Source organism: Streptomyces sp. AC555_RSS877 (assembly GCF_019049245.1).
Classification (GTDB): Bacteria; Actinomycetota; Actinomycetes; order Streptomycetales; family Streptomycetaceae; genus Streptomyces.
Genome location: NZ_JAGMUK010000079.1, coordinates 169,782 through 183,793 on the forward strand (window position 1 = coordinate 169,782; position 14,012 = coordinate 183,793).

General features: G+C 71.0%; 14 protein-coding genes and 1 pseudogene. 4 read left to right on the forward strand and 11 right to left on the reverse strand.

All coding sequences use genetic code 11. The features are described 5' to 3' along the window. Positions 1 to 13: 13 nt before the first annotated feature. Both KUM49_RS32505 and KUM49_RS32510 read right to left on the reverse strand, forming a co-directional pair. The gene (locus KUM49_RS32505; RefSeq protein ID WP_217240542.1) at positions 14 to 985 is read right to left on the reverse strand and encodes an aldose epimerase family protein; all 972 of its coding nucleotides are present in this window, start codon (positions 983 to 985) and stop codon (positions 14 to 16) included. Positions 986 to 1,014: 29 nt separating this feature from the next. After that, positions 1,015 to 1,914, reverse strand: a complete 900-nt coding sequence (locus KUM49_RS32510) for an SGNH/GDSL hydrolase family protein (RefSeq protein WP_217240543.1) — start codon at positions 1,912 to 1,914, stop codon at positions 1,015 to 1,017. 289 nt (positions 1,915 to 2,203) lie between these two features. Here KUM49_RS32510 and KUM49_RS32515 point away from each other — a divergent pair, with 289 nt between their 5' ends. Further along, complete coding sequence (locus tag KUM49_RS32515; protein WP_217240544.1) at positions 2,204 to 2,698, forward strand: DUF3145 domain-containing protein; 495 nt, start codon at positions 2,204 to 2,206, stop codon at positions 2,696 to 2,698. A gap of 81 nt (positions 2,699 to 2,779) precedes the next feature. Here KUM49_RS32515 and fabF read toward each other — a convergent pair whose 3' ends face one another. From fabF to KUM49_RS32540, 5 genes are all read right to left on the reverse strand, one after another. Beyond that, a complete protein-coding gene (fabF, locus tag KUM49_RS32520) occupies positions 2,780 to 4,051 on the reverse strand; it encodes a beta-ketoacyl-ACP synthase II (protein WP_217240545.1) in 1,272 nt (423 codons plus the stop codon). Between the two features lie 79 nt (positions 4,052 to 4,130). Continuing rightward, a complete protein-coding gene (locus KUM49_RS32525) occupies positions 4,131 to 4,379 on the reverse strand; it encodes an acyl carrier protein (RefSeq protein ID WP_055525601.1) in 249 nt (82 codons plus the stop codon). Positions 4,380 to 4,480: 101 nt separating this feature from the next. Continuing rightward, entirely contained in the window at positions 4,481 to 5,482 is a 1,002-nt protein-coding gene (locus tag KUM49_RS32530) for a ketoacyl-ACP synthase III (protein ID WP_217240546.1), read from the reverse strand. A 17-nt stretch (positions 5,483 to 5,499) separates the two neighbouring features. After that, entirely contained in the window at positions 5,500 to 6,438 is a 939-nt protein-coding gene (locus KUM49_RS32535; RefSeq protein ID WP_217240547.1) for an ACP S-malonyltransferase, read from the reverse strand. An 89-nt stretch (positions 6,439 to 6,527) separates the two neighbouring features. Beyond that, positions 6,528 to 7,733 carry a CdaR family transcriptional regulator gene (locus tag KUM49_RS32540; protein ID WP_217240548.1) on the reverse strand — a complete coding sequence of 402 codons (1,206 nt, stop codon included), beginning with the start codon at positions 7,731 to 7,733 and terminating at the stop codon, positions 6,528 to 6,530. A 73-nt stretch (positions 7,734 to 7,806) separates the two neighbouring features. On the opposite strand from KUM49_RS32540, the gene KUM49_RS32545 reads away from it, so the two are divergent. After that, on the forward strand, positions 7,807 to 8,460 hold the full coding sequence (locus tag KUM49_RS32545) for a pirin family protein (protein WP_217240688.1): 654 nt from the start codon (positions 7,807 to 7,809) through the stop codon (positions 8,458 to 8,460). Positions 8,461 to 8,655: 195 nt separating this feature from the next. Here KUM49_RS32545 and KUM49_RS32550 read toward each other — a convergent pair whose 3' ends face one another. Beyond that, on the reverse strand, positions 8,656 to 9,477 hold the full coding sequence (locus KUM49_RS32550; protein ID WP_217240549.1) for a serine hydrolase: 822 nt from the start codon (positions 9,475 to 9,477) through the stop codon (positions 8,656 to 8,658). 218 nt (positions 9,478 to 9,695) lie between these two features. Beyond that, a pseudogene (locus KUM49_RS32555) lies at positions 9,696 to 10,164 on the reverse strand (GNAT family N-acetyltransferase). A 96-nt stretch (positions 10,165 to 10,260) separates the two neighbouring features. On the opposite strand from KUM49_RS32555, the gene KUM49_RS32560 reads away from it, so the two are divergent. Then, the gene (locus KUM49_RS32560; RefSeq protein WP_217240550.1) at positions 10,261 to 10,725 is read left to right on the forward strand and encodes a MerR family transcriptional regulator; all 465 of its coding nucleotides are present in this window, start codon (positions 10,261 to 10,263) and stop codon (positions 10,723 to 10,725) included. Next, positions 10,725 to 11,741: an aldo/keto reductase gene (locus tag KUM49_RS32565; RefSeq protein ID WP_217240551.1), complete on the forward strand. Its 1,017-nt coding sequence runs from the start codon at positions 10,725 to 10,727 to the stop codon at positions 11,739 to 11,741. The genes KUM49_RS32560 and KUM49_RS32565 overlap by 1 nt, the downstream gene beginning before the upstream one ends. Before the next feature lie 64 nt (positions 11,742 to 11,805). Here KUM49_RS32565 and KUM49_RS32570 read toward each other — a convergent pair whose 3' ends face one another. Beyond that, positions 11,806 to 12,663 carry a DUF4429 domain-containing protein gene (locus KUM49_RS32570; protein ID WP_217240689.1) on the reverse strand — a complete coding sequence of 286 codons (858 nt, stop codon included), beginning with the start codon at positions 12,661 to 12,663 and terminating at the stop codon, positions 11,806 to 11,808. Positions 12,664 to 12,720: 57 nt separating this feature from the next. Further along, positions 12,721 to 13,941, reverse strand: a complete 1,221-nt coding sequence (locus tag KUM49_RS32575; RefSeq protein WP_217240552.1) for an alpha/beta hydrolase — start codon at positions 13,939 to 13,941, stop codon at positions 12,721 to 12,723. Between the last annotated feature and the right edge of the window lie 71 nt (positions 13,942 to 14,012).

Here is a 14,012-nt window from a genome sequence, read left to right on the forward strand (position 1 = left end):
ACGGTAGGAACGTCTAACGGATCGAGAACCCGTACACCGTCTCCGACCGGTACACCTCGCCCGGCCGCAGCACCGTGCTCGGGAACTCCGGGCGGTTCGGGGAGTCGGGGAAGTGCTGGGTCTCCAGCGCGATGCCGTCGCCGGGGGCGAAGGGCTCGCCGAGGTGGTCCGCGGTGTACAGCTGGAGGCCGGGTTCGGTGGTCGCCACGGTGAGCACCCGGCCGGACGCGAGCTCGTGCAGCTCGGCTACCTCGACAGGCGTCCGCGTCACGCCCTTGTCGAGCACGAAGTTGTGGTCGTACCCGGACCCGACCTTCCGCGCCTCCCGGAAGTCGAAGCGCGTGTCCGCCACCTCCTCCAGGACGCCGGTCGGGATCAGGTCCGCGTCCACCGGGGTGAACCGGGAGGCCGCGATCCGCAGTTCGTGCCCGCCCGCGTTCCCCGACCCGCCGAGGTTGAAGTAGCTGTGGTTGGTCAGGTTCACGATGGTCGGCGCGTCGGTGACCGCCTCGTACGCGATCCGCAGCGCACCGGACCCCTCCAGCGTGTACGTCGCCGAGACCTCCACGCGCCCCGGGAAGCCCTCCTCGCCGTGAGCGGCGACCCGGCTCAGACGCACGCCGTGCTCGACCGGCGCCACGTCCCACCCCCGCTTGTCGAAGCCGCGCTCGCCGCCGTGCAGGGAGTTGGGCGGGTTGTTGCGCGCGAGCGCGTACGTCCGGCCGTCCAGCGGGAAGCGGCCGCCCGCGATCCGGTTCGCGTACCGCCCGACCAGGGCGCCCAAGTAGGGGTCCGGGTGGGTGACATAGCCGTCGAGGTCCCCGAACCCCAGCACCACGTTCTCGGCGCGCCCCTCCCGGTCCGGGACCTCCACCGACTGCACGATCCCGCCGTACGACAGGACCCGCACGCGCACCCCCGCCCGCTCCAGGGTCCAGCGCTGAACAGGGGTGCCGTCGGAAAGTGTTCCGAAGAGTTCGTTCATGTGCGGAACCCTAAGTCACGAACCGGGCGTCAGGCCTTCTTGCCCGTCACCGTGCGATAGGCGATTTCCGCGAGCCGCGCCTGGCCGTTCACACTCGGGTGGAACCAGTCCCACTGGCTCAGCTGGGCGGTGCCGAAGCGGAAGGCGTAGACCGCGCCCCCGTCGAAGCGACAGTGGCGGTCCTCGGCGCAGACCTCCTCCAGCATCTCGTTGTAGTCCTCCACCCGCTGCTGCACGGCGTTCCGCCGCTCGGTCGCCGTCGCGTCGAGGGCGTCCGGGTCGGCCAGCATCGACGGGCACAGGCCCAGCTTCCACACCTGCTTGCCCATCGGGTTGGTACGGCCCTCGGACCACAGCCGCTTCAGGTTCGGCACGCTCGCCACGTACACCTGCGCCTTGGGGGAAGCCTTGCGCAGCGTGTTCATCGCGTCCTCGAAGTCGGCGCGGAAGTCGGCCACGGACGTCATCGCCGAGGTGCTGGACCGGCAGGCGTCGTTGGCCCCCACCATCACCGCCACCAGCCCCGGCTTCCTGGCCGCCGCCTGAGCCATCTGACCGGGCAGGTCCGCCATCCGGGCCCCGGTCACGGCGTAGTTCCAACTCCGCTCGGCCGCCTTGGCCTTCCCCAGCAGCCGTACGGCGAGACTGTCGACCTTGGCGCTGCTGCCCGTCGCCCACGACACCTCGGGGCAGTCCGACAGCACCGCGCACGCGTCGAAACCGCGGGTGATGGAGTCCCCGACGGCGGCGACCGACGCCGGGCTGCTGTCCCAGGCCGGGGTCGGCTTCGGGGACGGCTTCGCCTTCTGCGCCCCGGTGCCGCTCGGCCCCGGCGAGTTGCCACCGACGGCGTCACAGCCGGTGACGCCCAGGACGGCCGCGGCCAGGACGGCGAGAACGGCTCGCGAGCGGTGTCCCTGCTTCCGCATCCGGTGGTGATCCCCTCGGTCGTCGGGTGTTGCGTGGTCGGGTGATGACATGAAACGTGGAAAAGGTCGTCCGTCCATAACAACGCGCGGGAGTTCCCGGCGGCCGCCACGCAACGCTTCGCACCCGAACCAGCGTCCTGCCGGGTGAATGGCGGGGGTTTCACGGCACTGGGACCGACGGTACGTCACACTCCTTGCGCCGCCGCACGGTAGCCTCGCCATCAACGTGGCTGCCCGGCCACTGCCGTCCGCCAGTTCGCAAGATGTCCCGCTCTGCCCGGAGGTCCCGGTGACGACACGTGGAGTTCTGTACGTGCACTCCGCGCCGCGCGCGCTGTGCCCGCACGTCGAGTGGGCCGTCGCCGGGGTGCTCGGCACACGCGTCAACCTCGACTGGATCCGGCAGCCCGCCGCGCCCGGCACCTGGCGCTCGGAGTTCTCCTGGCAGGCCCAGGCCGGCACTGCCTCCAAGCTGGCCTCCGCGCTGAGAGGCTGGCACCTCCTGCGCTTCGAGGTCACCGCCGAGCCCTGCGCCACCGCCGAGGGCGAGCGCTACAGCTGCACCCCGGACCTCGGCATCTTCCACGCCGTGACCGGCATCCACGGCGACATCCTCATCCCCGAGGACCGCCTGAGGGCTGCTCTCGTCCGCTCCCAGCGGGGAGAGACAGACTTGGAGGCGGAACTGTCCAAGCTCCTGGGCAAGCCGTGGGACGACGAACTGGAACCGTTCAGGTACGCGGGCGAGGGCGCGCCGGTCCGCTGGCTCCACCAGGTGGTGTGAGGCTCTCAGGGGCGCACACCAAAACGGCGAGTGGCCCGACCCCGACCGGGGTTCGGGCCACTCGCCGTTCACGGCAGGAAATCAGACCGTACGGAACGCCAGCACCACGTTGTGCCCGCCGAAGCCGAACGAGTCGTTCAGCGCGGCGATACGGCCCTCGACCGGCAGCTTCCGGGCCTCGCCGCGCACGATGTCGGCGTTGGCCTCGGCCTCCGGGTCGAGGTTCTCGACGTTGATGGTCGGCGGGGCGATCCGGTGGTACAGGGCGAGAACCGTCGCCACCGACTCCACACCGCCCGCGCCACCCAGCAGGTGACCGGTCATCGACTTGGTCGCGGAGACCGCCATGTGGTCGGCGTCGTCGCCGAACACATGGCGCAGCGCCTTCAGCTCGGCCACGTCACCGGCCGGCGTCGAGGTGGCATGCGCGTTGACGTGCATGATCTCGGCCGGATCCAGGTCGGTGCGCTCCAGCAGGTTCTGCAGGGCGTGCGAGATGCCACGCCCCTCCGGCTCCGGCTGCACGATGTCGTGACCGTCGGCGGAGATGCCCTGACCGACCGCCTCGGCGTACACCCGCGCACCGCGCTTGGCGGCATGCTCGGCGGACTCCAGGACGATCACGCCGGCGCCCTCGCCGAGGACGAAGCCGTCGCGGGCGATGTCGTAGGGACGCGAGGCGCCCTCGGGGTCCTCGTTGTTCTTGGACATCGCCATCATGTTGCCGAACGCGGCGATGGGCAGCGGGTGGATCGCCGCCTCCGTGCCACCCGCGACGACGACGTCGGCACGGCCGGTACGGATCATCTCGATGGCGTAGCCGATGGCCTCGGCGCCCGACGCGCACGCGGAGACCGGCGTGTGCACGCCCGCACGGGCGCCCACGAGCAGGCCCACGTTGGCGGAGGGGCTGTTCGGCATCAGCATGGGGACGGTGTGCGGGGAGACGCGGCGGACGCCCTTCTCCTTCAGCACGTCGTACTGGTCGAGCAGGGTCGTCACGCCGCCGATGCCGGAGGCGATGACGGCACCGAGCCGGTCGGGGTCGACGGCACTGTCGTCACCCGCCGTCGCGGTGAAACCTGCGTCGGCCCACGCCTCCTTGGCGGCGATCAGCGCGAACTGCGCCGATCGGTCCAGTCGGCGGGCCTGCGGCCGCGGGATGACCTCGGTCGGCTCCACGGCGATCTGAGCGGCGATGCGAACCGCCTGTTCGGCGGCCCACTCCTGCTCCAGGGGCTTGACGCCGGACCTGCCGGCGACCAGGCCCTCCCAGGTAGAGGCTGCGTCGCCACCCAGCGGTGTGGTTGCGCCGATACCGGTGACGACCACGGTGCGATTGGTCGAGCTCACGGGAATTCTTTCTCCAACGGATACGAGGATTCAGCGGCGCCACCGCCGGGTGGCGGGGCCAGGCTCCGGGCCTAGAGGATCAGGCCTGGTTCTTGAGGATGTACTCGGTCGCGTCGCCGACCGTCTTGAGGTTCTTGACGTCCTCGTCGGGGATCTTGACGTCGAAGCGCTCCTCGGCGGCGACGACGACCTCGACCATGGACAGCGAGTCGACGTCCAGGTCGTCGGTGAAGGACTTGTCCAGCTGGACGTCCTCAACCGGGATGCCGGCGATCTCGTTCACGATGTCGGCGAGACCGGCGACGATCTCTTCCTGAGTGGCGGCCATGTCAGGCGCTCCTTCGTAGTAATCAGAGGGTGTGGCGTCCACCGCGTGAGCGGCAGGTGGTGCATTTCCCGTACCGGACCGCATGATCCGGTACGGAGTGCCTAGGGGAGGGTAACGACCGTCGCGGCGTACACGAGACCCGCCCCGAATCCGATGACGAGCGCGGTGTCGCCGCTCTTCGCCTCGCCGGTCGCCAGAAGCCGCTCCATCGCGAGCGGAATCGAGGCGGCCGAGGTGTTGCCGGTGGTGCGTACGTCACGCGCGACCATGACGTGCTCCGGCAGCTTGAGAGTCTTCACCATCGAGTCGATGATCCGCTCGTTGGCCTGGTGCGGAATGAAGACGTCCAGGTCGTCCGAGCTGATCCCGGCCGCGTCCAGCGCCTGCTGGGCGACCTTCGCCATCTCGAACACGGCCCAGCGGAACACCGCCTGGCCCTCCTGCGTGATCGCCGGGAACTTGGCGACCTCGCCGTCGCGGTAGTCCGTCCACGGCACGGTCTGCTTGATGGTGTCGGACTTGTCGCCCTCCGAGCCCCAGACGGTCGGGCCCATCGCGGGCTCCGCCGAGGGACCCACCACGACCGCGCCCGCGCCGTCCCCGAACAGGAAGGCCGTGGCCCGGTCCTCCAGGTCGGTCAGGTCGGACAGCCGCTCCACACCGATGACGAGGACGTACTCCGCCGAGCCCTCGACGACCATGCCCTTGGCGAGGGTGAGGCCGTAGCCGAAGCCCGCGCAGCCCGCCGAGATGTCGAACGCGGCGGCCTTGTCGGTGCCGAGCTTGTCGGCGATCTCGGTGGCGACGGCCGGCGTCTGCTTGAAGTGCGAGACGGTCGAGACGACCACGGCCCCGATCTGCTCGACGGAGATCCCGGCGTCGGCGATCGCCTTGCCGGACGCCTCGATCGACATGGCGGCGACGGTCTCCTCGTCGTTCGCCCAGTGCCGGGTCTCGATGCCGGAGCGCGAGCGGATCCACTCGTCGGAGGAGTCGATCGTCTCGAGGATCACCTCGTTCGGCACGACCCGGGTGGGACGGTAGCCGCCCACACCGAGGATCCGCGCGTACGGGGCGCCCTTGCTGGGCTTGATCTTCGACATGCTCTCCAGGCTCCTTGTCAGGCGCCCGCCGCGTCAGCGGCAGGTGTGGCTGTCTCGGCGATGAGCGCGCGAGCGGCGTCGAGGTCGTCGGGGGTCTTCAGAGCCAGCGTCTTCACGCCGGGCAGCGCACGCTTGGCGAGCCCGGTCAGTGTGCCGCCGGGGCACACCTCGATCAGGGCGGTCACGCCGAGCGCCTTGAAGGTTTCCATGCACAGGTCCCAGCGGACCGGGTTGGCGACCTGGCCGACCAGGCGCGCGACGATCTCGGCGCCCGTGTCGACGGCCTTGCCGTCCTTGTTGGAGACGTAGACGATTTTCGGGTCGGCGGGCGTGAGGGCCTCGGCGGCCTTCGCCAGCGCGTCGACCGCGGGGGCCATGTGGTGCGTGTGGAAGGCACCGGCCACCTTGAGCGGGACGACCTTGCGGACGCCCTCGGGCTTGTCGTCGTTCAGCACCGCGAGCTGCTCCAGCGTGCCCGCGGCGACGATCTGGCCCGCTCCGTTGACGTTCGCCGGGGTCAGACCGAGCTTCTCCAGGTGCGCGACGCTCACCTCGGGGTCGCCGCCGAGCAGCGCCGACATCCCGGTCTCGGTGACGGCGGCGGCCTCGGCCATCGCCAGGCCCCGCCTGCGTACGAGGGTCAGCGCGGCGGTGTCGTCCAGGACACCCGCGAAGGAGGCGGCGGTGATCTCGCCGACGCTGTGTCCCGCGACGGCGCCCGGCGACACGTCACCGAGTGCCGCGGCGGACAGGATTCCGGCCGCCACGAGGAGCGGCTGGGCGACAGCCGTGTCCCGGATCTCGTCCGCGTCGGCCTGCGTGCCGTAACGGGCGAGATCCAGTCCGATGACGTCGGACCACGCGGCGACGCGGTCCGCGGCACCGGGGAGTTCGAGCCAGGGGGTCAGGAAGCCGGGCGTCTGGGCGCCCTGGCCGGGAGCGACGAGTACGAGCACTCTCACACTCTCTCTTGTGGACGGCCACTGCCGCCCGTGGGGACAAGGACGAAGAACACGAGGGGGTTTTGTAGACCCCCGACAAAAGGCTAGGTCTGCAGATCCCCGTCGGCCAGACGCCCCAGGATCAGCGCGATCCGCAGTGTGAACGCCGACCGTACATCGGAAGGCGACCAGCCGGTGACGTCAGTCACACGTCGGAGCCGGTAGCGCACGGTGTTGGGATGAACGAAGAGCATGCGTGCGGCGCCTTCGAGACTGCTCGCCTGTTCGAGATAGACCGCGAGCGTTTCCAGCAGCGCCGAGCCGGCCTCCTCCAGTGGTCTGTAGATCTCCTCCACCAACTGCTCACGGGCCGCGGGGTCACCGGCCATCGCGCGCTCCGGGAGCAGGTCGTCCGCCAGCACCGGCCGCGGGGCGTCCTGCCAGGCAGAACACGCTTTGAGGCCGGCCGCGGCGGCCTGCGCGGAGCGGGTCGCGGCCAGCAGATCCGGTACGACGGGCCCCGCCACCACCGGCCCCGCGGCGAACGGTCCGATCAGCGACTTGGCGACGGCGAGCGGGTTGTCGCTGCCGCCCGCGATGACCACGAGCCGGGCCCCGAGCACCCCGGTCAGGACCTGGAGCTTGGCGTGCCGGGCGGCCCGCCGTATGGCCTCGACGGTCAGTTCGCTGTCACCGTCGGGAGCCGTCCCCAACACCACGCACACATGCTCGGGGGAGTTCCAGCCGAGGGCGGCGGCCCGGCTGACGGCGCCCTCGTCGGCCTCCCCGCTGAGCACGGCGTTCACGACGAGCGACTCCAGACGCGCGTCCCAGGCACCGCGTGCCTCGGCGGCCTGGGCGTACACCTGGGCGGTGGCGAAGGCGATCTCGCGGGCGTACACGAGCAGCGCCTCGCGCAGCACGTTCTCGTCCCCGGGAGCCGCCACCTCGTCGATGGCCGACTCCATGACCTCGATCGTGGTGCGCACCATCTCGACGGTCTGCCGCAGAGTGATGGCCCTGGTCAACTCGCGGGGCGCGGTACCGAAGACGTCGGTGGAGATGGCCTGCGGGGCGTCGGGGTGCCGGAACCACTCGGTGAAGGCGGCGATACCGGCCTGGGCGACGAGCCCGATCCAGGAACGGTTCTCCGGGGGCATCACCCGGTACCACGACAGCGTCTCGTCCATGCGCTGGATGGCCTGCGCGGCGAGACGCCCGGACGACTTCTCCAGCCGCTTCAGGGTCGCGGGGTGCGGGTGGGCGTCGGGCGCGGCGGGATCGCCGGCGTGGGTTTCGGGTTCGGGCACGGGACAAGACTGCCTTATCCGGACGGGAGTACGCGTCCCCGGGTGCCGGGTGAGGGCTACGGTGGTGTGCGTGATGGACGTACGGCGCGCCACGGAGCGCTACCGAGGCGGTGACCCGGAGGCCGGAATCGAGTCGCTCCACGCCTTCTCCTTCGGCCCGCACTACGATCCCGGCAATCTCCGCTTCGGCGCGCTGATCGCCTGCAACGAGGAGCGGCTCGCCCCCGGCGCCGGCTTCGACGAGCACCCGCACAGCCGCACCGAGATCGTCACCTGGGTGGTCGAGGGCGAACTGACCCACCGCGACTCCACGGGCCACGAGACGGTCGTACGCGCCGGTGACGTCCAGCACCTGAGCTCGGCGGCGGGCGTCCGGCACGTCGAGCGCAACGACGGCCCGGACCCGGTGACCTTCGTCCAGATGTGGCTGGCCCCGCTGGAGCCGGGCGGCGACCCGTCGTACGAGATCGTCCACGGCATCGCGGACTCCACGCCGTACGCCGTCCCCGAGGCGGGCGCGATGCTCCACGTACGGCGCCTGCGGGCGGGGGAGCGGACGGCGGTGCCGGACGGGGCGTGCGCGTACGTGCATGTCGTACGGGGGGAAGTCAGCCTGGACGGCGAGGAGTTGGGGCCGGGCGACGCGGCACGGATCACCGACGCGAAGGATCTGGAGGCGGTGGGGGTGACGGGGGCGGAGCTGCTGCTCTGGGAGATGGCGGGCTGACCGGCCTACGTGCCGCCACTGGGGGCTCCGCCCCCAGACTCCCGGACCTATGCCCACCCACCACCCGACTCGGTTTCTTGAAAGGCCGACCTCTCATCCGACCGAGTCGGGTGGTGGGTGGGTGAAGGCCGGGGGTTCCAGGGGGCGGAGCCCCCTGAGGACGGGACGGGAAGGGGCGGCGGAGGCGAAAGAGCCTCAGCCCCGCAGCTCCGCCAGCACCGCGTCCGTGAACACCGGCCACGCCTCGACGGCCCAGGGCCCGAACGCACGGTCGGCCAGGGCCACGCAGGCCACCCCCGCATCCGGGTCGGTCCACAGGAACGTACCCGACTGGCCGAAGTGACCGAAGGTCCGCGGCGAGGACGAAGCGCCCGTCCAGTGCGGCGACTTGCCGTCACGGATCTCGAAGCCGAGCCCCCAGTCGTTCGGGTTCTGGTGGCCGTACCCCGGCAGCACGCCCTTGGTGCCCGGGTACTGGACCGTCATCGCCTCGGCGACCGTTCGGGGGTCCAGCAGCCGCGGCGCCTGGACCTCCGCCGCGAACCGCGCGAGGTCGTCCACGGTGGAGACGCCGTCCTTGGCCGGGGAGCCGTCCAGAGTCGTCGAGACCATCCCCAGCGGCTCCAGCACCGCCTGCCGCAGGTACTCGGCGAACGGGATCTCCGTCGCCTTGGCGATGTGGTCCCCGAGCTGTTCGAACCCGGCGTTGGAGTACAGCCGCCGCTCCCCGGGCGTGGCGGTCACCCGGTGCTCGTCGAAGGCCAGCCCCGAGGTGTGCGCGAGCAGATGACGGACCGTGGCCCCGGGCGGCCCGGCCGGCTCGTCGATCTCGATCGCCCCCTCCTCGTACGCGACGAGGGCGGCGTACGCGGCGAGCGGCTTGGTGACCGAGGCCAGCGGGAACCGCCGCCCGACCGGGCCGTGGGCACCGAGGAGAGTCCCGTCAGCGCGTACGACGGCCGCAGCGGCGGCGGGAACCGGCCAGTTCTCGATCAGGGCAAGGCTCTGCAAGGACATGCCGTCGAGCCTAAGGGGTCCTTTCACTATGAGCGTCCGATCAGGTCGCGTGGTCTGGTGCCGTGCATCGCAAGGCGCCGGAGCGGCCGCGATGGGGGTCCCCCCGCGCGAGGTTGTTCGAGCGTGGGGGAGGAGCCACGTGGGCGTCGGCAACGCGGCGAGGTGCGGTGCCAGGCCGCGCGACCCGGACGGGCATAGTGAAAGGACCCCTAAGCCGCTCAGAGCTTCAGCCCCATCGCGGGGTCCGGCTTGCGGACGAAGCCGAGGGCGGCGTGCAGCGGCTCGGCCTCCGCGGACGCGGTCAGCAGGACCTGGCCGGCGCCCCGCTCACGGAACCAGGCGAGCAGTTCCTCCATGCACGCGCGCGTACCCGCGGCGGCGGGCGTCCGGGTCGGTGGCGACGCTGAAGACGTACCCGCCGATCCCGCGCGGGTTGCCCGCCTTGCCGATCCGGTGGTCGAGGGTCCCGGCCACCAGCGCCAGCGCCCCCGGCCGCTCGGGATGGTCGACGACGAAGGCCGCGAAGTCCCCGTCGGGCTCGGCCGGCCGGGCCCGCAGCGCCGGCAGGCCCTCCACGTGCCATTCGGTGTCCCCGGCGTCCGGCCCGGACAGTGAATCGATCATCACCTGGCGCAGACGCAGAACTTCCCCCGCGTCCTCGGTCGTGCCACGACGTACGATACTCATGCCCGCACGCCAGCCAGCCGGCCCGGGGAACGGCCTGCCGATTTCTTACCGGTACCGCTTGCTTGGAGTGCACTCCAAGGCCCTAGCGTTGCGGTCATGACGGTGATGGAAACCACGGGTACCAGGACCGACAGCTGTGCCGCCCCGGAGCACCGAAACGGTCGACGTCCGGACGGCCAGGACAGCTACACGATCAGCGAGGTCGTCGCGATCACCGGCCTGACCGCGCACACCCTGCGCTGGTACGAGCGCATCGGCCTGATGCCGCACATCGACCGCTCGCACACCGGCCAGCGCCGCTACTGCAACCGCGACCTCGACTGGCTCGACCTCGTCGGCAAGCTCCGGCTGACCGGAATGCCGGTGGCGGACATGGTCCGCTACGCGGAACTGGTCCGCGAGGGCGACCACACCTACACCGACCGCTTCGAGCTGCTGAAGGAGACCCGCGAGGACGTCCTCGCCCGGATCGCGGAACTCCAGGACACGCTCGCGGTCCTCGACCGGAAGATCAATTTCTACGCGGACGCCGGGCGGGCCCTGGCGTCGGAGAGGTCCTGATGACGGACGGCAAGATCCCCGCGGCACGGCTCGGCGACGACGGCCCCGAGGTCGGCGTACAGGGTCTCGGCTGCATGGGCATGAGCTTCGCGTACGGCCCCACGGACGCCGGCGAGTCGCGGGCCACGCTGGAACGCGCCCTGGAGCTCGGCGTCACCCTGTACGACACCGCGGACGCTTACGGCGCGGGGGAGAACGAGAAGTTCCTCTCCCCCTTCTTCAAGGCACACCGCGACGAGGTGGTCATCGCCACCAAGTTCGCCCTGGCGATCCCCCCGGACGACCCGACCCGGCGCATCATCCGCAACGATCGGCCCTACATCCGCCAGGCCGTCGAGGCGAGCCTGGAGCGCCTGGACGTCGACGTGATCGACCTCTACTACATGCACCGGCGCGATGTGAACGTGCCGATCGAGGACACCGTCGCCGCCATGGCCGAGCTGGTGCGCGAGGGCAAGGTCAAGCACCTCGGCCTGAGCGAGGTGACGGCCGCCGAGCTGCGCGCCGCGCAGGCCGTCCACCCGATCGCCGCCCTGCAGTCGGAGTGGTCCCTGTTCAGCCGGGACATCGAGGCGAGCGTGGTGCCGGCGGCCCGTGAGCTGGGCGTGGCCCTGGTGCCGTACTCCCCGCTCGGCCGCGGCTTCCTCACCGGCTCCTTCGCCAACGCCGACAAGGACCTCACCGCCGACGACTTCCGCCGCCAGCAGCCCCGCTTCACCGGCGAGAACGCCGCCGCCAACGTGGCCCTGCTGGAGCCGGTCCGCACGCTGGCCGAGGCCCACGGGGTGTCGCCGGGTCAGATAGCCCTGGCCTGGGTCCAGCAGCAGGCGTCGGTGCACGGCCTCCCGGTGATCCCGATCCCGGGCACGCGCAAGGTGAGCCGGATCGAGGAGAACACGGCGGCGACGAGGATCGAGCTGACGAAGGAGGAGCTGGCGCTCCTGGAGCCGATCGCGGCGAAGGTGGCCGGAGACCGCTACGCGGACATGACGTTCACTTCTGCAGGCAGGGAGTAGAGCAACGCCCCAAGGGGCGCGGGGCGCGGCCGGCCACATCCGGCCCGCACCCGGCAACGAACCCTCAAAGCTCAGCCAACAACTCGGCCTTCTTCACCGAGAACTCCTCGTCCGTCACCAGCCCCGCCTGATGCAACTCCCCGAGGTGCCGGATCCGCTCGGCGATGTCGGCAGGGTCCCGGCGCGGTATGGCCGCCGTCGGGACCGCCGGTACCGCGGAGCGGTTCCGGACCGCCGCCAGTACCGCCGCGGCGAACGGCAACGACTCGTGGACGGGCCCGTATCCGAGCCCGAACACCACGGCGGCGGGATCCTGGTCGGCCGGCATCGGGGAAGCCTCCCCGCGCAGCAGCCGCAGATGCCCCTCGAACACTTCCGGTGACCGCCACTGAACCCCGGTCAGCTCGGACAGTGGGAAACTCTGGTCGCCGGCCTTCCACTTCGCCGACGACGCCCCGGTCCAGAACCACCGGAAGTGCACGGTCCGGCCGTCGAAGGACGCCTTCCCGTCGTACGCCTTGAACTGCAGCGGCACTTCGGGCGCCGGCACCAGGAACCTGTCGGCCGGCCCCGTGTCCTGCTTCAGCTGCGCACGCAGCTCGTCGGCGTAGTACTCGGCGAGCGTCTCCTTCTCGGCGGGCAGCACCAGCCGGTACGGATCGCACCCCTCCTTGAGCTGCCCCTCGGCCGCCTCCATCAACGGATCGGCGCCGGGGCGGGGTTCGGCGCGCAGGACCACCGTCCCGCGTTTGCCGGGCGTGAGCGTCACCCCGGCGAGCGCGTCGAGAGGGACACGTCGTTCCCCCAGCGCCTGGAAGAGCTTGGGTGTTCGCATCCCCCGTTCGTAGCGGATGAGCATGGAGTCGGACTCGAACTCCCAGACGGCATGAAATCCGGCCAGTACGTCACCCATGCGGCTCATCGTATGCGGCACGAGCATCTTCGTCCCCTCCCCGTGCAAACCGCGATTCCTTCTTCTCTACGCGCGTCCGGCCGGCGCCGTCGCGGACAAACCCGTCCGGCAGGCTTCGGTATCGCCCGCGCAGTGCACCGAGCGGTATGCGCCAATGCCGATCTCGGCGAAGTTCAGCAGGCTCTCCGTGCCCGGCTCGAAATAGCCGCTGTGCCCGTCCGCGCCCCGCGCCGACAGCACGCGGGCACCGAACGCGGCGGACATTGGGTCCGCCCCGTGACCGAGCCCTCCGACCTCCAGGTAGGGCACGTCCTGCACCCAGTCCTCGGCGTCCCGCATCGCCCACACCTGGGCGGAGGTGCGGAGCTGGGACGCCTTCGCGACCCGCATCCCGGGGCTGCCGGCCACCGCTATGTCGGCCACCCGGTCCGGCAGTGTGTGCGCGGCGAGGCCGCACAGCACGGAGCCGTAGCTGTGGCAGAACAGGGAGACGGGGGCGCCGCCGGGCAGGGCGCGCACCAGCGCGTTCAGCCGGATCGCGCCGTCCGCCGCGCGCATCGCGGTGGCCGAGTCGATGCCGAGTCCGTTGGGCGAGGTGTAGTCGGCCCAGGCGATGACGGCCGTGCGCGTCGACGGGCTCGCCGTGCGCTCGGCCTGGTACAGGGCCGTGGCCATGCCGACCGGCGCGGAGTACTGGCGGGAGGTGCGCTGGAAGGTGAGAAGGTCGGTGTCGACGCCGGGGACGACGACCGAGACCCGCTCCGCCGTGTCCAGATCGCCGAAGACCTCGGCGACCCGCCCGGAGCCGTCGGGGTTGAAGGCGAGGATGTGGCGGCTCTTGCTCATCAGCGAGACGTAGCGGTGCATGCGCCGCCCGGCTTCCCGCTGGCCGTCCGGGGTGAGCCGTACGTCGTGCATGCGGGTGAGCTCCACCTTGCGGGCCTGCCCGAGCGCGATGCGGTTGGCGCGGTAACGCAGCTCCACGGGGGCGCCGTTCATGTTGCCCACGGCGAGCGGATAGCGCCGGGCGAGGCCGGTGCGCTGCTGCGGGGTGAGCGAGGCGAAGAACCGGGCGAGACGGTGGGGGGACGTCTCCTGCGGGTCCGGGAGCCGGTGCCCGGCGACGCGGCCGTGCTCCCACTCGGAGAGCGAGGTCTGCAGCGCGGTGGAGCTTCGCTGGCTGCGCAGTGCGGTCCAGCCGGTGGTGGCCAGCATCACGAACACCACGGCCAGCGCGAGCAGTGCGCGCCAGACGTTCAGTTGCGGAGAGGTGTCGAAGGAAGTCACTGAAAGGACACACTAGGAGAACGACTGGGTCTCGCGTTAACCAAGTGGCGTGAATCACGTTTGGACAAACA